The sequence below is a fragment of the Pseudodesulfovibrio nedwellii genome (genome assembly GCF_027923765.1).
Classification (GTDB): Bacteria; Desulfobacterota; Desulfovibrionia; order Desulfovibrionales; family Desulfovibrionaceae; genus Pseudodesulfovibrio; species Pseudodesulfovibrio nedwellii.
In genome coordinates this window covers 1,196,587-1,218,330 of sequence record NZ_AP026709.1, presented here as the reverse complement: position 1 = coordinate 1,218,330, position 21,744 = coordinate 1,196,587, and the positions used below count along the sequence as shown (strand labels likewise).

Here is a 21,744-nt window from a genome sequence, read left to right as displayed (position 1 = left end):
AAGAATTTTCCGTTGTTTTTGAATATGAGAAGCTTTTTGATATCAGTCCGAAAAATAGGACAGGTGAACAGGAAAAAGCGGAGTTGTTTACTTGAAAATACAGGAATTGCGGGGGTTGGACATGATAATGTGGACTGCATGAAAAAAAGGACAAGTCTGAATTTTCAGACTTGTCCTTTAATCAATAATTCTCAGGGGGAGGATGCGAGAAAGGGGGCTCAGTTATTTTATTGTGGCCCAGGCAGGATTTTTATTGAGTATTTTTTGATACGTGGGGCAAGATTCAATGTGTGCACCGTGTAGATAACCGCTACTCATCAAGAATTCATTGACAATTTCTCCACCAACGAATTTGAAATGCTTTTTGAATAATTTGACCCATTCTTCTTTACTGAGTGGGTGATGTGTGTCCAGCCAGCCTTTGAAGGAGCCATATTCCTTTTTTAAAATAAGAATAGCTTTTGCGTTGTGAATGGCAGCACCGATTTTCAAACGGTTGCGAATGATTCCGGCATCGCTGAGCAGACGCGATCTGTCTTCATCTTCATAATTGGCGATAGTTTCGATATCGTACTGGTCATACGCTTTTAGAAAATTTTCCTGTTTATTGAGAATGGTACGCCAACTCAGTCCGGCTTGATTGATCTCCAGGATAAGCCTTCCGAACAGTTCGTTGTCATCCTCAATGGGAAAACCGTATTGAGTGTCGTGATATATTTTGTCCACATCAGTTTTGTCGAAAGTCCAACATGCTTCACAATATGAGTTGAATTTAGCCATGGATATTTCCTAGAGTGAAAGGCCGTACTTTTTAAGCAGGCTGTAGAAATGAGATCGAGACAGTTTGGATGTGATAAGTATTTTTGCAAGGTCTCCGTCACATTGTCGAATGAGTTCGCCTAGATAAATCTTTTCTGCCATGCCTTTGAAGTCTCTGAGAGTGGGCAATTCCTGATCGAAAATATCTTCAAATATGTCTTGTCCGATTTTTCGGACTGGCTCGGCTACTGTGGTGTCTGTTTTGTCGGATACGACTTCAGTTCCGGTCATGCGTTCGATTTGTGCCTTGGCCATCTTGATGCGGAGTTCACGAGGCAGATGCATGGCGTAGAGCGTTTTTTCATCACCGGACGCGACTACGGCTCGTTCTAGTGTATTGAATAATTCCCGTACGTTACCCGGCCAATTGTAGCTTGCCAAAGCCGGGTGAAAATCAGATCCGAGCGTTTTTGACTCCATACCGTACTGCTTGCAGAGTTGTTGAACACGGAAAATGCTGAGGGCGCGGATGTCTTCAGGGCGGTTCATGAGTGGTGGCAGATGAATGTGCATGGTTTTGAGTCTGTAGAGCAGATCTGAGCGAAATTCGCCTTTGTCGACCATGTCATCAAGATTGCGATTTGTTGCAGCCACCAGTCTGAAATTACTGGTTTGTTCCCGTGTATCGCCCACAGGGCGGAAAGTTCGTTCCTGAAGGACTCTGAGAAAAGCTTTTTGCATGGAAAGTGGCATTTCTCCCACTTCATCAAGGAAAAGCGTGCCATTGTCAGCCAGTTTGATTAAGCCTATACGATCTTTTTGCGCCCCGGTGAAAGCGCCTTTTCGATGCCCGTATAGTGTTGATTCTAATAGGGATTCCGTCAGTCCTGCGCAGTCTACAACGACAAAATTCCCGGATTTTCGTTTTGAATTTTCATGGATTGTCGCTGCGAACAACTCCTTGCCCGTGCCGGTTTGTCCGGTAATAAGGGCATTGGAATCAGATCGGGCCGCTTGTGATAAAAGGTTGAAGCTCGCTTTAATGCTTGGGCTTTCGCCAACAACACCGGTCAGATCCAGAGAACCAATACTGTTGGCTCCGCCTTTTTTCTCATGATATTTCAGAGCGCGACCAAGGGTGAGGGATATTTCACGGATGCTGGACGGTTTGAGTAGATAATCCCATGCTCCGCCTTTGATAGCCAGTTCGGCTCCATCAGGATCGCCCTTGCCGGTCAAGATGATGACTTCGGGCGGATTGGGCAGGGCCATAATGTCAGGCAATATGTTCAGCCCGTTGCCGTCGGGCAAACTGACATCAAGGAATATCACGTCGAATTCGCTTTTACTTGCCAGACGCATGCCTTCATCCATGGTGTGCGCCGAAGCACATTCATGCGAGAGCCTGGTTATCAGGCTTTCCATGGTCTCACAGATTTCGAAGTCATCATCGATAATCAGAATCCGGGCCACTTGTTACTCTCCCTCGGTCATTGTCAATACGCTATTGATGGCTTGGGACAAATCTTTTTTGTCGTACGGTTTGATAACCACCCGTTGGATATTCGGCAAGTGGGCAGCTGCAGTTGCCGCATCTTCACGGCCGGAAACGAGAATAATGGGCAGATTTGGTTCAATGTCAGCGAGTTGTGCGGCCAATTGTGTGCCGCTGACATCCGGCATGTCGTAATCCGTGATGACCAGATCAAAAGAGTTCGGACCGTTGGAGACCATGGCAGCAGCGGCTTCAGCGTTATCCAGAGCAACGACCCTGCATCCCATTGTTTCCAGCAGGCGTGGAGTAGTATGCAGTTGGTCATGGTCGTCTTCAACAAAAAGAATATGGGCGCCGACCGAAGAACTTGTGTTGGCAGCTGGTCCTTTAAGAGCTTGGTTTTCTTCGCATTTTGGCAAGTAGATAAAAAAGGCAGTGCCACCGCCTCGGCGTGGGGTGACTTGAAGTCCGCCTTTATGGCTTCGAACAATACCATGTACAACCGCCAGTCCTAGTCCGGTTCCTTCAGTTTTGTCCTTGGTGGAGAAAAATGGGTCAAAAATTTTATCCAGTATGTCTGGCGGGATACCCGGCCCATTGTCTTCAATAACCAAACGGACATACTCTCCGGGGATTAATCCAAGCATGTCAGCATCATCTTCTGCCAAATCTGCTTGATCCAGACGGACATCTATTCTGCCGCCGGTTTCACGTAAAGCGTGAAATGAATTGGTACAAAGGTTCATCGCCACCTGATGAATTTGGGTGGGGTCGGCATGCACATGGGCCAGTGAAGAGGCTATGGTTGATCGGACTTCGATGTTTCTTGGCATGGAAGATTCCATGAGTCCAAGCACTTCTGTTATAACCGCCCCCACGTCAGTGGACCGGAATCCTTCCGTTGACGGTCGGCTGAAAGCAAGAATTTGCTTCACGACACGTCCACCCCTTCGAGCTGCTTTGAGCACTCGTTTCAAGTCTTTACCTGTGACCGTATCAGGGTCGATATCCCCTACAGCTAATTCTGTGGAGTTGATGATGGATGTGAGTATATTGTTGAAATCATGAGCGATACCACCGGCAAGAGTGCCGATAGCTTCCATCTTTTGGGATTGCAGAAGTTGTTTTTCCAGGTTGCGCTCTTTAGTGATATTTTCTGCGGTACTGAGCACGCCGACAATTTGGCCGGAACGATCGTTGATTGGGACTTTGTTGACTTCAATCCATGCGGGATCACCGTTGGCATCCAAAAGTTTCCGTCTGACTTTTCTGAAAGCATGCTGGTTGTGGATGACAGCCTTGTCTGCCCCCACGGCCCAGTCAATGTAATCAGGGTCCCGCATGACGTCTCGGGAAGTTTTGCGGTTTGCGCTATGACTGCTTTCCATACCGAAAAATTCAGCAAATGCTCGGTTTGTCCCAAGATAACGGCCTTTTACGTCTTTCAAAGAAACAAGTTGTGGAACGGTGTCCATCAGGGTTTGTTGGAAGGCAAGCTGGTCTTTGACTTTGCGTTCGACCTTACGGCGTTCGAGCATGCCCATAATTAGGAATATGAGAATGAGGAGAAGCAAGGCAAAACTGATCATGATGGTCCAGAAAAGTTCTTTTGGCAGTTCGTAAAATGCTTTGGGTGCATTAATAATTCGGCTGCCTTCAGGAAGTTGGTTCTCTTGAATTTTGAGTCGTTTCATGACGTTGTAATCAAAGAGATATTCACCCATGGGAGTTCTGGCAACCTTGATAGAATCTGCTGGAATGCCACTGAGCACTTTGAGTGTTACTTTGGCGGCTGTTTGACCATGGAGATAGCCTGAAATCATGCGTCCGCCGACAGTACCGTGACCAAGCAGGAACTCCCAGCATGTATAAATGGGTACGCTGGAATATTCGTAAATGGATTCGACAACTTCTTGAGCTGTCGAAAAGCGACCATTGATGACTTGATACGATGGAATGGCGAACAGAAATGTGTCTTTTGGAAGGGTGCTTACGCGATCCAGAACAGTTCGCATGGACATATCAATCCAGTAATCAACGACCAGCCTGTCTTTGAACTGCGGAACAACTGCTTCGATTTGATGTTTGATGGTTGTTCCTGCCGTAGATGAATCGCCGACTACGACCATACGTTTCTTTTCCGGATGAAGCTTTAATGCTACTTCCAGAGTCTTGGCCATGTCGAATAATTCAACAATTCCGGTAATATTATCCTGTTTCAAATCATTGGCTTTAAAGTCATTAACGCCGCTGAAAATGATTGGAACTCCGGGGAAAAGTTCGCCCCTATATTGGCTGGCAAACGTGAAAGCGTCATTGTCGGAAACCATGACTGCGTCAAACTGTTTGTTCGCAAATTTTTCTTTATAGAGCCGAAGAAATAAGGCGGTAACGTCTTCATAATTATACCGCTTGGCATCCATATATTCAATTTGGAGGTCGATTTTGTATTGGCTTTTATCCAGCACTGAACGGACGCCTTCAAGAATTGAGTCAGACCATCTGTATCCGTGGTGGTAGGAATTGAGGTACAGAATACTTTTCTTTGGCTTTTCCGCAGCGGCCAACCCCGGCAGCAGCCAGAATATGGCGAGAATGAGTAAAGTCCATTTCAATTTGTTCATATATCCTCGGCGGTGGCACCCTTCATGCAAAGTGTTTTCAAACTACTCGAAACATATGCAAAGGATGGGCCTTTGGTTGATAATGTCAAGTTTTGTCCTTTTTCCCAGAGTGGTTTGTATTTGGTTGTAGGTACCACTCTTTCTCTCTGTATTTGGCGTGGCAGGGTGACAAATAGTCCGAAAATGCTTATTGTGAATTAAGTATACAAATGTCCTTTTTTTAGTATTTCGGCTATGATTTTGTAATTATTGAGGAAAGAATAAAGGAAAAAAATAATGATTAGACATATAGTAATGTGGACGTTGAAAGAGGAAGCCGAGGGAGCATCTGCCCAGGAGAACGGGGCAAAAATGAAAGAGATGCTGGAATTGCTCAACGGGCGAATTGAAGGGTTGCAGCATATTGAAGTCAGTAATGACATAGTTGCTGCTGAGCCGGAATGCCACATTGTTTTGTGTTCGGAACATGACGACGTGGATGCTTTGAATCATTATCAGGGCCATCCTGAGCATCAGGCATGCGTTGCTTTCGTGAAGAAGGTTGCAGCAGGCCGTAAGGCTTTGGATTATGTCGTTTAGGAAATTGGATTGGATCGAATCGGTTTCAGAGAGGGTGATGCACGGCGGTGTGAATCCAAACGAACGCGGCAGAGAAGGAACGAAAAGCCGCGCCAAGGAGGATGCCATGTCTATGCGTTTTGATCAGGACCGAAAACGGATTATTTGTCGATGGGAAGAGCCGACCAAGATTGTCATGAACAAAAAGGAAGGTCTCATTAATCGTTCCCGCATGATTACGGTCAAGGTGAACGACAACGGGAAACTGAACAGTAAGGACCGGCGGAGACATGCGGATCATCCCATGTTTCCAATTATCAGCCGGTTCAATCAGATGCTCAACAATATGGACTGCTATCCGCAGTGCGAATGGGAAGCCGAACATACGTGCGCTGTTTGCGGAACGAACCACGGTGTTCATCCCCATTTTGATACCAAGCATCAGTCTCTTATCTGGCTGTGCAAGGAGCATTTGACAGATTCTCCCAAGGTGAATGACGCCTAGCGGACACGTTTGACATATAAGCGATTTATTCGTCGCGATATATATGGCCTCAGTAGAGCTGAGGACCGCAGGATTGGTTGTGTTTTAAACCAGTCAATAAAGCGTATCATGTCGAGCATGGTGCATTTTGTTTATTTTGATGCGATGTAGAGTTCTTATATTGAGCCATCTTTTTAATTTTAGGGTGTCGAGATCTCTTTTCGAAATTAATATATGACAGAAAAAAAGGGTCCGCACACAGTGCAGACCCTTTTTATTTTTCGTGCGTTTGAATTACATGAAGTAGTAGGTGGCGATGAGACCCATTATCGACATTGTGATGGTGTAAGGCAGAGCCAGTACAACCATGCGGCCGTATGAGAGCCTGATGACCGGGGCAAGAGCCGATGTCAGCAGGAATAGGAAGGCGGCCTGACCGTTGGGAGTTGCCACGGACGGGATGTTGGTACCCGTATTAATGGCGACTGCCAGCTTGTCGAAGTGGTTCATCATGTCGGTAACCTGACCCTGGATGGCTGCGGGCAGAGACAAAATGGTCTGTGCGCGGTCCAGATGACCGTCGGTCAGCCTTTCCATGAGAGCGACGCTATCTTCCACACCGGGGAAGGTGCCGAGCAGGTTGGTGAAGTGCATCTTGGTTTCCGAGATGTACACAGTCGCCACAAACACATTGTCCGAGATCATGGACAGGACACCGTTAGCCACATAGTAGGCTGCGAGCTGTGTTTGTCCCTTCATGGACAGAACGATGTCCATGACCGGAGCGAACAGATGTTGGTCGTGGATGACACCGACAATGGAGAAGAAAACCACGAGCAGGGCGGTGAAAGGCAGAGCCTCTTCGAATGCTGGTCCAAGCTGGTGTTCATCAGTGAAACCGTTGAAACAGGTCAACAGAACGATGACAGACAGGCCGATGATACCGACAGCGGCCAGATGCATGGCCAAAGAAACGATTAACCAGACACCGATCAGGGCCTGAACGATCAATTTGGCTTTGCCGCGCATGCCGCGTTTTTCTTCCATTTGAATGGCGGTTTCAAGCAAATGTGAGCGGATATTGCCCGGCATTTGTGCACCGTATCCGAAGATATGGAACTTTTCCACGAGCACACAGGTCAACAGGCCAGTGGCGAGCACGGGCATGGAGACAGGAGCAACTTTGAGGAAGAAAGGAATGAAGTGCCAGCCCATTTCGGAACCGATGAGCAGGTTCTGTGGCTCACCAACGATAGTGCAGACGCCACCGAGAGCAGTACCAACTGCACCGTGCATCATCAGGTTGCGCAGAAAGGCTCGAAAGTCCAGAAGTTCCTGGCGGGCAGCTTCTTTGACGGCCTCATCGGAACAGAGGTCATGGGAGCAGCTCATTGTTTTGCCGGAGGCGTATCGATGATAGACATTATAGAACCCGTAGGCCACGGCGATGATGACAGCGGTAACGGTCAAAGCATCGAGGAAAGCGGACAGGAATGCGCCTGCAAAACAGAACAGCAGGGAGATGACGATTTTTGAGCGTACTTTGGTCAGGATGCGGGTGAAGGTGAATTGCAGGAAGTCTTTCATGAAGTAGATGCCTGCGACCATGAAGATCAGGAGCAGGATGACTTCAAAGTTGTTTAGTGCTTCATGGTAGACCGTTTCTGGTTTGGTCAGGCCAAGAAAAACTGCCTGAATGGCCAGCAGACCACCCGGAGGCAACGGATAGCATTTCAAAGCCATTGCCAAGGTGAAGATGAATTCGGCGATCAACACCCAGCCCGCTATAAACGGACCGACGGTGTAGACAAGAATCGGGTTGATGACAAGAAAAGCCAGAATGGCTAACTTGTACCAGCTCGGCGCGTTGCCGAGAAAGTTTCTGCCAAAGGCCTGGGTCAGGGATTGGGACATTGTTACTTTCTCCTCAAATCAATGTGAATACCGTGGCGATTTCCAGACAGTCTAGTCGCCGATTGTCATGGTAGGATACATGCCTGCTTCCGGCCCGGACTGGAAGGGCTGGAGGATGTTGAAGCATGCGTCCTGAGTCTTCTGTGCATGGCCGCGGGTTTTATCCGAGCCGTCGAAATACGCACCGTTTTCTTCACGGATGTGATCGATGCGATGTTTGAATGCCTTTACAAAAGCCATGCCATCACCTTTGAATGTGGCATTACCTAAGGTTATTTCGGTTGTTTTTGCCAGATCATCCAAGCTGACGCACTGAGTTGCGAGATCGGCTTGCTTGGTTACATATCCCCAGATTGCCGAATTTTCAGGTATCTCGATAGGCTCTTCGGCATCAATAATAGTATGGGGCATGACAATGGAATCTTGGCCAATGATGATGGGACAGGATTCGGTGCCGTGGACAAATGAATTGAACCCGACGAATACGTTTTTGCCATTGCGGGTATGGATGACCTTGCCGCCGTGAGCTGTGACGTTGTTGCCTTCGAATATGGAGTTCTTGATGTAGCAGTTCTCCTGTGCGTTGGCTCCCTCTCCGATGATGGAATTTTCGACGTGGGCTCGTTGAACGATAAGAGCGTTTTCACCGATTTCACAGTGTCCCTTGATGACGGCATAGGGGCTGACATAAGCGGATTCTGGAATGATGACGTCTGTTTCAGGTGCGGCAGTCGAATAGATTGGAACGAAGTCTTCTTTGAAGTCGTCCACGTATTCAATGAATTGTCCTGTGAGTTTGCCGTTCTCGTCGAGTTTAACGTATTTATCCACCACGCCTTCGGGATAGACATAGTTGAATTCGAACAGGTCTCCTGCCTTGAGCCAGATGCGTCCTGGTTCAATGTTTACACGGGAAAGGTCGCCTGCCTGTACATAAGCGAAGTCGCCCACAACACAATTGTGCATGACGGAGAGATCTACTGTGGAGAAGGGACCGAGATAAACGCCTTCCGTGGTGGTCCCGTGGATATTCGAATAGTGCATGGCCACGGTGTTGAGGATGCGGAATACCTCAGGAATTTCAGGGTTCTTTGATTGATTGTGCACCAGTGTCTTTACCAGGAAAGAGTTGGTGATACGGATGACTTCGTCGTAGAAGAGTTTGGTTTTGACGCCATTGAATTCAACTACGTCACCTTTTTGTTTGAGCTCATCGCCTCGAATATCTGATTTATACAGAACAGAGCGATCAACCTGTGTTTTGCCGAGGAAATAGGAACCGGAGAGATTGGAGTTGGTGAATCTGAAGCTAATTGGATGGTCTTCGGTCAGAGCATAAAACGCATAGTAGAGGAGATGTCTCTCTCTTGGGATAGCATTATTAAGCAGGGGGCGAACGTCAATGCCCATGGGCTTCAAGTTGACGTTGACCCGGGCCGCGATGTGATCAAAGAGGGCTTCGAGTTTTTCCATGATTCTCACGTGGTTTTATGTTTTATGAAAAGACGGCTGCCATGCATCGAAGATGGCAGCCGTTATTATATTGTCTTATACAAACTGTCGACTGTTAACCGCCTGCGGGCAGCGTGATGGGCATACCCATAATCGGCCAGATGACGAGGATTGCAAGACCGACAACAACCATGAGCAGGATGGAAGCGGGAACGCCCCAGCCGAAGAATTCACCCGTGGTGAACTGTCCAGAGTCGTATGCAATGGCGTTGGGAGCTGCGCCGACAAGGAGCAGGAAAGGCATACCAGCAACAACCAGAGAGGCGTACAGGATGACTTCGGGAGCCACGCCAAGGTAAGGCGCGATAACGAGGGCAACCGGTAACGATATGGCGATGGCCGCCACGTTCATGATGAAGTTGGTCATCATCATGACGAAGAAGGCGATGGACATGACGAAGATAAACCAGTTCGCATCCTGGAACATGACCAGCCAGTTAACGGCCATCCATTTTGCTGCACCGGTTTCCCAGAGACAGAAACCAATGGACATGGCACCGGCGAACAGCAGGATGATGTTCCAGGGGATGTCTTCGAGGTCTTTTAGATCAAGGATCTTGAAGACAAAGAAGAGAACTGAGGAGCAAAGAATGATGGCGGTTTTGTCTACAGCTTGAAGGGCCGGGACAAAGGAGCGTAAGGACATGATACAGATGACACCACCAACGATGACGGCAGCCATGATCTCATCACGGGTTAAGCGGCCCATTTTTGCGTTGAGTTCACGCGCTTTTTCTCTCAGGCCGGGAATACGGTCTTTTTCAGGCTTGCATACGATCATGAAGAAGCCCCACAGCAGGAAGGTCATGGCCCAACCTATGGGTGCCATGTAGTAACTCAGCTCGAAGAAGCCGATGTCTACGTTGACGATTTCCTTGTAGAAGCCGAGAGCTACTGCTCCCCGGGCTGCACCAAGCAGGGTGACAACGGAACCGGCACCGGCCACGTAGGCCATACCTATGAACAATCCCTTACCGAACTTAGTGGGTTTGTCGCCTTCACCGTACAATGCGTAAATGGCGAGCAGCAGCGGATATATGGTGGCTGCCACAGCGGTGTGCGCCATAATGTGGGTCAGGGCGGCCGTGACCACGAAGACGCCGAGATAGATCATTGAGGTACGTTCGCCTACGACATCAAGCATTTTGTATGCAAGTCGTTTTGTCAGGCCAGTCTTCGTGAAAACCAGACCGATCATGATGGAGGCGAAAATAAAGAGAACGGACGGATCCATGAAATCCTTGAACGCCACTTTAGCTGGGCGAATCAGGAACATGACCTGAAGAATACCGATCATTAATGAAGTGACGCCGATGGGGACGACTTCAAAGACCCACCATGTACCGGCCAGCAGGAAAACGGCGATGGCACCTTTAGCTTCCGTAGGCAGGGGAAAGTGCTGACCCATGGGGTCAATTGCGTCCGGCCATGCCGGAGCGAAGTAGACAACGGCGAAGAGTACGACGCCGAGGAGCATGAACACCAGGCGTTTCCAGTCGAATGAGGGTTTGGCAGCTTGAGCTGTTTCCATGATTATCTCCTTGTTCACCAAGGCCTAGCCGGCACAGGCGCTCATGCGATTAATGATTTCATCAAAGACATCGGCCATGCGGAGGATTCCTTCCACTTTGCCGTTACTACGGACGATCAAGGGCTGGGGAGTATCGATAATGTAGAGATGTACACCATGCTCCAAGTCGCTATCTTGATCTAAGTAATGGGTGTCTTCGGGGACATGCATGACGTCTTTGGCCTTGAGGTCGAGGCTCTTGCTACAGAGGTCGGTCAAGGTGTTGGTCCAGAGATTGAATTCTTTAAACTGTTCGGCCACAAATCGGTTGGACAGAATGTCGCTGCCCAGATCGGTTTTGTTGAGCTTCTTGTAGTTGGGTTCCAGCGCAACGATGATGTCCGTCATGGTCACCACGCCTGCAAAGGCACCGTTTTCATCCACAATGAGGATGTCGCGGTGTTTGCTGCCGTGCAAGGCGCTCACGACGTCGCTCAGAGAGGTTTCCAGACCAAGGGTCTGGTAATCCTCTACCGGAGTCATCAGGTCTTTGATTTTCATGTAATCCTTCCTCCCGAGAAGTGTTGTTTGCACAATGATGCACGCTTACCTCCCTTGTCATGGAAAGTTTCAAGTGTACCAGCTGTGTCAGTTGAACCCCTTGAGGATTAGCCCGGAAATTGCCCCCAATTTCACATTGCGTAACATTACGCGGGCCAAGCATTTAAGAGGGTTCGCATTCCTATAAATAGTAAATCATTGTTTGCGTCAAGACTCTTATGTGAATAAAAGTTCAAGGACACAATGAAACATTTTGGGACGTTGGAAGATGTTTAAAATGTTTCAAAGTGAAACATTTTGGAACAAATCTTTGTTAATAGTAGATTTGTCCCTGAGAGAGGTTCCCCATGAGATATGCTTCGAGAACAGCATCAACCGGGCCACAGACGTTATCTATGATACTGATTCGCTTGCGTCGCAAGAAATCGAATATCTCTTTTTCAATGCCTGCGCAGATGATGGTCTTGATGTTTTCTGACATGACCATTCGGTACATGGCTTCACTGGAAGGGGTGTCGAGAATGACGACTTTTTCATCGATTTTACCCATGGCGCTTGTTTCTCTGGTTACGGAAACAATGAGTACTTCAAGGGCGATGTCAAACCTGGGAGCTAGTTCGTTGCCTGTGAGGGGGATAAGAATTTTTTCCATAGCTGTTTACTCTATGCCGAAATGTTTCATTTTGCGCCACAAGGTGCTTCGCCCCCATCCGAGGAGTTCAGCCGTCTGCTGTTTGCGGCCGCCGGTCTTGACCAAGGCTTCCAGTATCATTTTGCGTTGAACATCTTCCCACCGTTCAGGGCGTGCCATTCTGACTTCGCCCGGGGTGTGAGGGTGTTGGTCGGGCGATGTCACAAGGTTTTTCGGTAACCCATGACCGTGCAGGATGTACCCGGGTAAATGGCGCATTCTGATGACCGGGGTGTCGCAAAAGTTGACGGCATACTCGATGAGGTTTCGTAATTCCCGAATATTACCTGGGAATACGTACGATTTGAGGAGGTTATCCACATTTTTGGAGAACCGTTCAACTTTTTTCTTGTAGCGAAGTTGAAACATTTTCAGGAAGTGGTCCTGAAGCAAAAGTAAATCTTCACCACGTTCTCGCAAGGGAGGGAGGTGGAGTCGGATAACGTTGAGGCGGTAGAGGAGGTCTTGACGAAATGTTTTGTTGCGTACGGCTTCTTCCAGATCTGTGTTACTGGCCGCCATGATGCGAACGTCTGTACGGACTCCTTTGGTGGACCCCATGGGGCGCACGACATGATTGTCCATGTAAGCAAGGAGTTTTGTTTGCAGTCGCATGGGAAGATCGCCAATTTCCGTGATAAACAGTGTGCCGCCATGGGCCATTCGTAGTCGTCCCTGTTTGGTCTGATCCGCTCCGGGAAAGGCGTTTTTGTTGTGTCCGAAGAGTTCGGATTCAAGAAGAGGGTCGGGCAGGGCGCCGCAATTAACTTTGACGAATGGTCCGTCACGATCTGATTCGTTGTGAATTTCTTCGGCCAACATGTCCTTGCCAGTGCCAGTTTCTCCTGTGAGCAGTACCGGGGAATCCGTCTGTGCAATGGACGGTGTCATAGAAAATATCTTTCGCACCTGCGGGCTTCGGCCAACCAGTTCGCCGAGTCCCAGAACATGGCCTGCGACTTCGTCGAGGGGGCCTCCTCCGCTTGGTGTGATGGTCTCGATGGCACCTTGTATGGTGTTGTTTTCGCCCATGAGGGGGGCAAGAGTCAGGTTGACGAAGACCTTTTCTCTGTTGCGATTGAGAATGTTGGCTTCGACGGTCTGGGGAGTTAGGTCTTCCCATTCGGTCATGACCGGGCAGTTTTTCATACAGAAATCACACCGCAAGGCATGGAGGCATTTTATGCCGAGGACCTGTTTCCCCTCAACGCCCGTGATGTTTTCATAGGTGCTGTTGATAGCGAGCAGGGTCCCTTCTTTGTCCATGATGGCAACGCCAAGTGGGAGGACATCAAGGAGCGCGGCAAGTCCTTTTTTGTCAGTCAGGCTGTGTATCAACTCGGTCGGATCGGCTATTGGCATGGCGATTGTTTCGGTGTGATTGGTTCAATTCGATTCATAATGAACCCTAGTGAAACATTGCAAGGAACACAAGGCAGAAGGGAATATCAACTGGTAATATTATAGATGACTATGACGTAGCTTAAAAAAGGCGGAAGCTCGTAGAAGAGCTTCCGCCTTATCATTACTGAGTGGTGTTACTCGTTCATTTCCTTGATGAGATGGCGGAGTTCGTTGGAGAGTCGAGCCAGTTCATTGATAGCCTCGGCGGATTGATTCATGCCGTCGGCGGTCTCGGAAGCGATCAGGTTGATATCGTCGACGGCTTGGTTGATCTCTTCGGATGCCGCTGATTGTTCTTCAGCTGCCGTGGCAATGGATTGGACCTGGCCGGATGTTTCGTCTGCAAAGGATACGATGCGGTCTAGAGATTCTCCGGATTGATTGGCAAGTTCCGTGGCTTGTTCCACTGCGAGGGCTGCGGTGTCCACACTCTTGATGTTGGATGATGCACCGTTTTGAATAGCTTGAATGGCATCGCCAACTTCCTTGGTGGCGGCCATGGTCTTTTCCGCTAATTTGCGGACTTCATCCGCAACAACGGCGAACCCGCGTCCGGCTTCACCTGCTCGGGCGGCCTCGATTGCTGCGTTCAGGGCAAGGAGATTGGTTTGATCCGCGATGTCTTCAATGACATTCATGATTTGGCCGATATCGGTAGTTTGTTCACCGAGTTTACCCATGGAATCTTTGAGTGTGACTGTAAGATCATGCACCTCGCGAATGGCTGTCGTGGCTTCTCGGACAACAACGGCTCCTTCCTGAGCTTGTATTCTGGCGTTGGAGGCTGAATCCGCTGAGCTGGCTGAATTGCGGGCGACTTCAAGTACTGTTGCGTTCATTTCTTCCATGGCTGTTGCCGTCTGGGTTGTACGATCTCTTTGAACGTCTGCACCCTGACTGACCTGGTCTGCCTGGGTTGAGAGTTCGTCCGCGGCTGAAGTGACTTGTTCTACGATGAGCGATGCCTCTTGCGCAATGCGTTGCATTTTGGTTAGCAGATTTGTCGCTGTGATATCATGTTCTTTGGCTTCTTCCATGGCGGATTCAGCTTTTTTCTTTGCGGATTCGGCTTCTTCTTTTTTCTCTGCGGCTTCAAACATTTGGGTTTTGAGTTTGTCGACCATGGTTTCAATGCTGTTTTTCACAGAGCGAAGTTCTGCGGAAAAAGAGCCTTCAGGGGTAGCGTCCAGTTCACCGGAAGCCACGCTTTGCGCAAAGATACGGATGCGGAAAAGCGGGTTGACGATGATCTTTTTGACCAGAAGCCAAACAAGGAAACCAATGAGCAGCAAAATGAACAGGGTTTCACCTGCCGTATACAGCTCTGCCTTGAGAATGTTTGCTTTGGCTCCTTCCAGTGAAGATATTATTTGAAATGCGCCGTGGATTTCACCGACTTTCCAGCCTTCCTTGATGCCGCCCGTGGGGTCAATATCGCCTCTGGCATTTCCATGGCAGTACAGGCATTCCTTGGTCAATCGAATGGCGCGGAAATAGCGGATTTGATTGTCTTCAATCAGGATCTTTTCAGTAAGATTCTTTGCTTTGAGTTCCGCCAGAACTTTGCTTTCTAGCGGGGTAGGCGTGTTTTCGGGATTTCGAGGACTGACTTTGGGAACTCTGAATTGAAAATTGAGTTCATTTGATTGGCGTTTTGCCATCTTGATGGCGGTAATGACCGGAATCGCCTCAATGATTTTTTCTTTGGAATGTTTCAGTTGGTCAAAAGGCATGATAACACCTATTTCCAACTTTTTAGACATCTCCTGTCGGGCCGCCTCAGCCATGAGCACTACGGCGCGGCTTTGGTCGATAATGTCTTTTTCGCCACTGTCTTGAATCTGGATTACCTGTTGCGCTGCCAGAATGGCGGCAACGAGCAGGGGGCCGACCAGAGCGAGGGACATCACTTTCCATTTTAAACTGAGATTTTCAAACATCCTATCCCCATAGTATGATTCTGTGAAATAAACATAATCAGTCTCGGCTGATTTTCTCTCTATTGTTAATAGTAGATGATAACTCTTTTTACCAGAAAATTATATGTTGAAAACGGTGATATGTTCGTGAGAAACAGCTCTTTTGAGCTGACGTGGGTATGATCATTATCATTGAGTATCTGGAGTGCAAAGAAAAAGGGCTGCGACGTATGTCACAGCCCTTGTTCTTTACTGGTGCCGAAGAGAAGATTCGAACTTCCACGGAGAAACCCCCACATGGTCCTGAACCATGCGTGTCTACCAATTCCACCACTTCGGCACGTTCAGGAAGAGTCTGTCTATTAAAGAACAGGCGGGTTGGCAAGCCTTTTTTTGTCTTTTTTACAGATTGTCCGGGCCGATATGCCTATTGGGATTCGGCCAACCTGCGTGACGGTATCAATGCGGCCACGGATAACGCCAGAGATGTCCCGACTCCAGCGAAACTGTACGCTTTTATGCCGGTCGAAGCAGCCATTATTCCCAATGCACCTCCGATGATAATGGCAAGAAGCATGGTGCGCGGGTTGATCGGTCGTTTTCCCCAGGCGAGGATGGTGACAAACATTGGAGCGACTACCCCGCAAACATAAATATCGTTGGCCGCGAGCAGTAGGGACAGGATGCTACCCCCGGATGCGGCAATACCAAGTGCACCCATGCCTATGGCAACCATTATCAGGCGGCATCTGGTCGTATTGCTGCCACCGATGACATCATGTTCCAAAATTGTGGCGGCGGTGATGAGGCAGGAGTCTGCCGATGAAATGATGGCCGACAGTAGGGCGAAGAGCAGGGCGGTTCCGGCCCATCCTGGCATGACCGAAGGGACAATTTGTGTGAGAATGGAATCAGCGTCCGTTCCTGCGGGAGCCAACCCTCGGGCGTACAGGCCGATACAGACGATGACTACGGCGGAGAGGGCAATGCCAGCTGTGGCGATAAAAGCCCCTTGTTTTGCCTGTTTTTCACCACGCGCGGAAAAGAGTCGTCCGAACAACATTGGGCAGACCACATAGCTGCCGCCCACAATGATCATGAAATAGGTCCATTTCGACATGGGGAATGCTTCATTGACGAATTGTAATTTTACATCGGTGAGGGAAACCGGAGATGCCGTACCTGTATAATAGAGAGCCAATCCGAGTCCGACGGCAACCAGTGAGTATTGTACGGCATCACTTTTCAGGATGGAGTTTTGGCCGCCGAGCATGGTGTAGGCGGTGATGACCAGAGCGCAACCGATGAGAGCTGTTGAATAGTCCATGCCGGATAAGGCGGTGGCGGCCTTGGCTGCCGCGATATATTGGGCGGCCAGAATTGATGCCCATGCCGGGATAATTATCAATGCCGTGATTTTACGAGCGGCAGGTGAGATGAACTTCTCAGCCATGTCCGGTAGTGTGAAAACGCCGCTTCGACGGGTTTTTGCCGCAAGAAATGTACTAAGAACGAGCAGGCCCGCCGCACCTGATCCCAGCCACCAGAAAGAGGGGGTGCCGACGCTGAAGGCCAGCCCGGTCATGCCGATGGTTGCGGATGCTCCAACGCAGGACGCGGTGATGGATATGCCTGCCACTGTTGCGCTGCATCGACGGCCAGCCACTGCAAATTCTTCGAAGTCTTTGCGTTTGATATATTCGTAGATGCCCATTCCAATGAAAAGGGCAAAGTATACTGCGAGAAGATTCATGGTCTATCCTTATATATGAGCATTGTTTGCGATTGCGTCGTACACGGCTGCACCAAGGCGCTCCGTTTCTTCGCGGGTAATAATATAGGGCGGCATGACATATATGAGTTTGCCGAAGGGCCGTAACCACACACCGCGTTTGATGAAGCAGTCCTGCAAGCTCTGGACATTGACCGGGCGGTCCATTTCTACCACGCCGATGGTGCCGAGTACCCGGACATCTGCGACTCCGGGGAGCGTGCGACACGAGCCGAATGATTCTTTCAGCCAGTGCTCGATGTCGTGGACCTGTGTTTTCCAGTTTTTCTGTTGCAGGATGGTGAGACTGGCTTGAGCAACGGCGCACGCTAACGGGTTGCCCATGAAGGTCGGGCCGTGCATGAAGACACCGCCATTTTTGGAAATGGTGTGTGCCACGTGAGTTGTCGCAAGAGTTGCGGCCAGTGTCATGGTGCCGCCAGTGAGAGCCTTGCCGACGCACATGATGTCCGGTGTCACGTCACTCCATTCACAGGCAAAGAGTTTACCCGTTCGTCCGAAGCCAGTGGCTATTTCATCAAGGATAAGCAGAACATCGTGTTCGTCGGCCAATTTTCGCAGACCACGTAGGTATTCGGGGTGATAGAAATACATGCCGCCTGCGCCTTGCACGATAGGTTCCACGATGATGGCAGCGATCTTTTGGCTGTTGGCTTTGAAGATTCGTCTGGCCTCATCAAGGCTGGCTGGGTCATACTCTTCACCAAAACGACAGGCTGGGCGCGGAGCAAATATCTGCTGTGGCAAAAGGCCTGAAAAAAGTTGGTGCATGCCGTTGTCGGGGTCGCAGACAGACATGGCACCGCAGGTATCGCCGTGATAGCCGCCGCGAACCGTGAAGAGTTTGGTGCGCTCTGTCTGCCCGTCCGCCTGCATGTATTGCAGAGCCATTTTGATGGCAGCCTCTACACTGACGGACCCCGAGTCCGCGAGAAAAACATGGTCAAGTCCGTCAGGCGTCATATCGCGTAGGGTGCGACATAAATTTATGGCAGGTTCGTGCGTCAGTCCACCGAACATGACGTGTGACATGCGGCCCAATTGAGAGCGTGCGGCTTTGTTTAGTGCTGGGTTTGCATAGCCGTGAATGGCACACCACCATGAGGCCATACCATCGATGAGTTCACTTCCATCTTCCAGAACGATGCGGGTGCCGCGAGTACTACGGACTTTGACTGTCGGCAGTGGGTCCAATGCAGAAGTGTACGGATGCCAGATGTGATCCCGGTCAAAATCCATATCGTCGACGTTTTGTGAAGAAAATTCCGGCAGGATATCCAGAGCTGAGGTCATGTGCTGGATGAAAACCGTGTCGAAGTCAGCGCCCTCGACGTATGGGATATCAGCCAGAACGGGAACATCGCCCCAACCGGCAATGGTCTCGACATTGTTTTGTCGGAGGTGTGCATCGTCTGTGGTAGGAGTTGAAGTGTTTGTTATGACCATCCCTGCAACAGTGAGTCCGCAACCGCGAATCATTTCAATAGTCATGAGTGCGTGGTTGATGACGCCCAATTTGTTGTCGGCAACGATGATTACCGGTAGGTCAAGTCGCTGCATGAGATCAAGCATGGTCTGCCCGTTGCCGAGTGGTACGGCAGCACCACCAGCCCCTTCAACAAGGACGAGATCCCGGTCTGCGGCAATGTTCCTGACTTGATCGGCAAGTTCGTCCACGCTTACTGTTTCTCCTGCCATTTCAGCCGCTAGGTGCGGAGAACAGGCTGGACGGTATTTGTGGCAACAGGCTTCGGGGTACCCATCAGGGAAATAGGGCGCAGAAAATCTGGCGTATGCTTCGACATCTTCAGCTCGCAGGCCATGTGTACTTTCAATGCAGCCGCTTTGGACCGGTTTGATGGCCAGGGCACTTTGGTTAGTGTCGAGAAATGCCCGCAAAAGGGCGGCAGTGACGCATGTTTTTCCGACATCCGTATCGGTGCCGGTAATGAAGTATCCGTTCATGAGGAAATTGTGTGTTGAAAGTGTGGATGATCTCAATATGAGGTGAGCGACCATACATATGCTCGGGAGAATGAGCAAGTCGTGTGCAGAGGTGGTGTCGTAAACGCTTGTTTACATTGACGACTGTTCATACATGTGGCGTGTGTTGAAACTGTGCAAAAAGTCGGAACAGTGAGCGTGAGATACAAATATAGGGCAGAGGATTACTCCTCTGCCCTGTGTTAATTATCTATTATCTATATGGATTAGAACCTTTCAAATCCTTCATCTGTCATGCCGGGGATGGTCATGCCACCATTGGATTGGTTGGTTGACTGACGTCCCTTGGGGAGTGCCGCCGTCTTTCTTGCGACGTGGACTGTGGACCGTGCGGTGGGCATGTCGTTGACTTTGAAGAAGGCGATGGCAGACTGGAGTTGTACAGATTGTCTGGCCAACTCTTCTGAAGTTGCTGAGACTTCCTCGGCTGCGGCTGCGATCTGTTGCGTCATTTCATCTAGCTTGAGCATTGCCTTGTTGACTTGTTCGGCTCCGGCGTTCTGTTCATTGGATGCTGCAGCGATTTCCTGAATCAATTCGGCAGTGCGCTTGATGTCCGGGACCATCTTGTTGAGCATACCGCCTGCGGATTCTGCTACAGCAACACTGGAGGCGGACAAATCGCTGATTTCTGCGGCCGCTTCACCACTGCGTTCAGCCAGTTTGCGAACTTCTGCTGCAACCACAGCGAATCCTTTACCGTGTTCACCGGCTCGGGCAGCTTCGATGGCTGCGTTGAGAGCGAGCAGATTTGTCTGACGGGCTATATCTTCAATGATGGTGATTTTATCAGCGATTTCCCGCATGGCCTGCACGGTTTGAGTGACAGCTTCGCCGCCTTCTTCTGCATCCTGTGCGGATCGAAGAGCTATTTTTTCCGTTTCACCGGCGTTGTCGGCATTTTGGCTGATGTTGGAGGCCATTTCTTCCATGCTGGCAGAGACTTCTTCTACATTGGCAGCTTGTTCGGTCGCGCCGCCGGAGAGTGTTTGCGCAGTGGCGGAGAGTTCTTCGCTGCCACTGGCCACCTGTTCAACCGACTGACGAACATCGCTGACAACTGAACGAAGCTGTTGGCCCATGCTGGTCAAGTCGGCGGCAAGTTCGCCGATTTCATCTTTTTGTTCGATGTGTAGGTTGGCGTTGAGATCACCGGAAGCAATTTGTTTGGTAAAGGTTACGCCTTGGCGGATAGGATTTACGATGGACCGTGCCAGGAAAAAGATGATGGCGAGGAGTACTATAATGGAACTAATGCTCATGACGGCAGAGAGCCATGTGACGTCGTTTGCGGCTTCCATGATTTTGGCTGTGGGGATTGCCACGCCAAGAGCCCAGCTTTGTCCTGTTTCACCAATGGTAAAGGGAGCAATTATCAGTTCAAATTTTGTGTCATTTTTGGTGAAGGTCGTGTGCACGGTGCGTTCAGATTTCAGGCAGCTTGTGATCAGGTGCTCCATCTCTGAACCAAAGGTTTCGCCGACTTGTTTGCCGACATGTTTCGGGGACGGATCTGCCACGATCATACCGGAGTTACTGATGAGAAATCCGTAGCCTGTCTCAAATGGTTGAATTCGGGCAACGACTTTTTTTAATTGTCCGATGTTGAGATCCACACCGGCTACACCAATAGTGCGATTTTTTACTTTAACGGGAACAGTTGCCGAAACCAGAATGATTTTTTGTCCGTCGAAAATGTATTCAGTCGGGTCAGTGAGGAATGGTTTTCCTGAGCGAAGCGAGGTTTGATACCACGCTCTTTCCAGGTTGGTACCGTAGGACATCTTGTTTCCGGCTTGATACCATGCCAAATATTGTCCATTTTCATTGGAGCCTTCAGTTCCGATGGCTGCAGCATCGTTCCCATCGAATTCATTTGGTTCGAATGCAAGCCATGTGGAAGCAAGATCATCATGTGATTCAGCAAGTTCAACGAGGAAATTGTTTGTTTCTTTACGGCTTGGTGTCGTTGGAGAAGCTATCGTTGCTTCGAGGGATTGGGCCAAGGTCCAGCTAATGGTTAAAGCCTTGTCCAATTCCCCTTTGATTTCCTGACCGAATCGACCAGCCATTTCTTCGCCTATGGAATAGGCATCTTCAGTGGCAACAGTTTGGAACTGTCTGATCAGGACGGTGAGGGTAACACCCATGACAAGCATCACGAGAAATCCTACAGGGATCATGATCTTGTTTCGTAAGCTTAAATCTTTGTATAGTCTCATTCTTTGTCCTCCATAAATTCAACGGGCCTCTTCTTGAAGCTGCTCTACGATGAGCGAAAGCTTCAATAAAAGTAAAAACAAGTCTGCGCAACTCCTTGTTTCTATTTTTATGAAAAAATATAAAGGGTTTATAGTGATAATAGGTACTAGAAAGGGCGGTCATCTAGGCAAGGGGTGAAGGCATAGTAGGAGCGACTTCATCCTTTGGTATCAGGGAGAAGTTGAAGAGCACGCCTCCAGTCAAAGCTTCATGTGCGAAGCGCAGATGGCTTTCTAAAAAGTGGGACGTTTGTTG

At 49.4% G+C, this 21,744-nt stretch carries 15 protein-coding genes and 1 tRNA gene; 2 read left to right on the top strand and 14 right to left on the bottom strand.

The genetic code is table 11. The annotated features are described in order from the left end of the window. Positions 1-222: 222 nt before the first annotated feature. From SYK_RS05915 to SYK_RS05905, 3 genes are read right to left on the bottom strand one after another with little or no spacing between them, the layout of a single operon-like run. Positions 223-780 carry a DNA-3-methyladenine glycosylase I gene (locus SYK_RS05915; protein WP_281762669.1) on the bottom strand — a complete coding sequence of 186 codons (558 nt, stop codon included), beginning with the start codon at positions 778-780 and terminating at the stop codon, positions 223-225. Between the two features lie 9 nt (positions 781-789). Beyond that, a complete protein-coding gene (locus SYK_RS05910; protein WP_281762668.1) occupies positions 790-2,232 on the bottom strand; it encodes a sigma-54-dependent transcriptional regulator in 1,443 nt (480 codons plus the stop codon). A 3-nt stretch (positions 2,233-2,235) separates the two neighbouring features. Continuing rightward, positions 2,236-4,878: a hybrid sensor histidine kinase/response regulator gene (locus tag SYK_RS05905; protein WP_281762667.1), complete on the bottom strand. Its 2,643-nt coding sequence runs from the start codon at positions 4,876-4,878 to the stop codon at positions 2,236-2,238. A gap of 276 nt (positions 4,879-5,154) precedes the next feature. Here SYK_RS05905 and SYK_RS05900 point away from each other — a divergent pair, with 276 nt between their 5' ends. After that, the gene (locus tag SYK_RS05900) at positions 5,155-5,457 is read left to right on the top strand and encodes a Dabb family protein (protein WP_281762666.1); all 303 of its coding nucleotides are present in this window, start codon (positions 5,155-5,157) and stop codon (positions 5,455-5,457) included. A gap of 106 nt (positions 5,458-5,563) precedes the next feature. Then, a complete protein-coding gene (locus SYK_RS05895) occupies positions 5,564-5,941 on the top strand; it encodes a hypothetical protein (RefSeq protein ID WP_281762665.1) in 378 nt (125 codons plus the stop codon). A gap of 273 nt (positions 5,942-6,214) precedes the next feature. Here SYK_RS05895 and nhaB read toward each other — a convergent pair whose 3' ends face one another. From nhaB to SYK_RS05840, 11 genes are all read right to left on the bottom strand, one after another. Then, positions 6,215-7,834, bottom strand: coding sequence for a sodium/proton antiporter NhaB (gene nhaB, locus SYK_RS05890; protein ID WP_281762664.1), 1,620 nt, complete (start codon positions 7,832-7,834; stop codon positions 6,215-6,217). A 51-nt stretch (positions 7,835-7,885) separates the two neighbouring features. Next, on the bottom strand, positions 7,886-9,307 hold the full coding sequence (locus SYK_RS05885; RefSeq protein ID WP_281762663.1) for a transferase: 1,422 nt from the start codon (positions 9,305-9,307) through the stop codon (positions 7,886-7,888). 94 nt (positions 9,308-9,401) lie between these two features. Then, positions 9,402-10,877, bottom strand: coding sequence for an SLC13 family permease (locus SYK_RS05880; protein WP_281762662.1), 1,476 nt, complete (start codon positions 10,875-10,877; stop codon positions 9,402-9,404). A 24-nt stretch (positions 10,878-10,901) separates the two neighbouring features. Next, positions 10,902-11,417, bottom strand: coding sequence for a CBS domain-containing protein (locus tag SYK_RS05875; RefSeq protein WP_281762661.1), 516 nt, complete (start codon positions 11,415-11,417; stop codon positions 10,902-10,904). A gap of 313 nt (positions 11,418-11,730) precedes the next feature. Then, entirely contained in the window at positions 11,731-12,069 is a 339-nt protein-coding gene (locus tag SYK_RS05870; RefSeq protein WP_281762660.1) for a NifB/NifX family molybdenum-iron cluster-binding protein, read from the bottom strand. 6 nt (positions 12,070-12,075) lie between these two features. After that, positions 12,076-13,470, bottom strand: coding sequence for a sigma-54 interaction domain-containing protein (locus SYK_RS05865; RefSeq protein ID WP_281762659.1), 1,395 nt, complete (start codon positions 13,468-13,470; stop codon positions 12,076-12,078). A 176-nt stretch (positions 13,471-13,646) separates the two neighbouring features. Beyond that, complete coding sequence (locus SYK_RS05860; RefSeq protein WP_281762658.1) at positions 13,647-15,452, bottom strand: methyl-accepting chemotaxis protein; 1,806 nt, start codon at positions 15,450-15,452, stop codon at positions 13,647-13,649. Between the two features lie 232 nt (positions 15,453-15,684). After that, a tRNA-Leu gene (locus SYK_RS05855) sits at positions 15,685-15,771 on the bottom strand. Between the two features lie 87 nt (positions 15,772-15,858). Further along, positions 15,859-17,184, bottom strand: coding sequence for a sodium:solute symporter family protein (locus SYK_RS05850; RefSeq protein WP_281762657.1), 1,326 nt, complete (start codon positions 17,182-17,184; stop codon positions 15,859-15,861). A 9-nt stretch (positions 17,185-17,193) separates the two neighbouring features. Then, positions 17,194-19,188: an adenosylmethionine--8-amino-7-oxononanoate transaminase gene (gene bioA, locus SYK_RS05845; RefSeq protein WP_281762656.1), complete on the bottom strand. Its 1,995-nt coding sequence runs from the start codon at positions 19,186-19,188 to the stop codon at positions 17,194-17,196. A gap of 245 nt (positions 19,189-19,433) precedes the next feature. Further along, positions 19,434-21,449 carry a methyl-accepting chemotaxis protein gene (locus SYK_RS05840; RefSeq protein ID WP_281762655.1) on the bottom strand — a complete coding sequence of 672 codons (2,016 nt, stop codon included), beginning with the start codon at positions 21,447-21,449 and terminating at the stop codon, positions 19,434-19,436. Positions 21,450-21,744 lie beyond the last annotated feature (295 nt).

Coding starts and splice junctions, on each gene's coding strand:
- SYK_RS05840 (WP_281762655.1), bottom strand. CDS start 21,449: ATGAGACTATACAAAGATTTAAGCTTACGAAACAAGATCATGATCCCT.
- SYK_RS05900 (WP_281762666.1), top strand. CDS start 5,155: ATGATTAGACATATAGTAATGTGGACGTTGAAAGAGGAAGCCGAGGGA.
- SYK_RS05905 (WP_281762667.1), bottom strand. CDS start 4,878: ATGAACAAATTGAAATGGACTTTACTCATTCTCGCCATATTCTGGCTG.
- SYK_RS05875 (WP_281762661.1), bottom strand. CDS start 11,417: ATGAAAATCAAAGACCTGATGACTCCGGTAGAGGATTACCAGACCCTT.
- bioA (WP_281762656.1), bottom strand. CDS start 19,188: ATGAACGGATACTTCATTACCGGCACCGATACGGATGTCGGAAAAACA.
- SYK_RS05870 (WP_281762660.1), bottom strand. CDS start 12,069: ATGGAAAAAATTCTTATCCCCCTCACAGGCAACGAACTAGCTCCCAGG.
- SYK_RS05885 (WP_281762663.1), bottom strand. CDS start 9,307: ATGGAAAAACTCGAAGCCCTCTTTGATCACATCGCGGCCCGGGTCAAC.
- SYK_RS05850 (WP_281762657.1), bottom strand. CDS start 17,184: ATGAATCTTCTCGCAGTATACTTTGCCCTTTTCATTGGAATGGGCATC.
- SYK_RS05895 (WP_281762665.1), top strand. CDS start 5,564: ATGTCTATGCGTTTTGATCAGGACCGAAAACGGATTATTTGTCGATGG.
- SYK_RS05880 (WP_281762662.1), bottom strand. CDS start 10,877: ATGGAAACAGCTCAAGCTGCCAAACCCTCATTCGACTGGAAACGCCTG.
- nhaB (WP_281762664.1), bottom strand. CDS start 7,834: ATGTCCCAATCCCTGACCCAGGCCTTTGGCAGAAACTTTCTCGGCAAC.
- SYK_RS05915 (WP_281762669.1), bottom strand. CDS start 780: ATGGCTAAATTCAACTCATATTGTGAAGCATGTTGGACTTTCGACAAA.
- SYK_RS05860 (WP_281762658.1), bottom strand. CDS start 15,452: ATGTTTGAAAATCTCAGTTTAAAATGGAAAGTGATGTCCCTCGCTCTG.
- SYK_RS05865 (WP_281762659.1), bottom strand. CDS start 13,470: ATGCCAATAGCCGATCCGACCGAGTTGATACACAGCCTGACTGACAAA.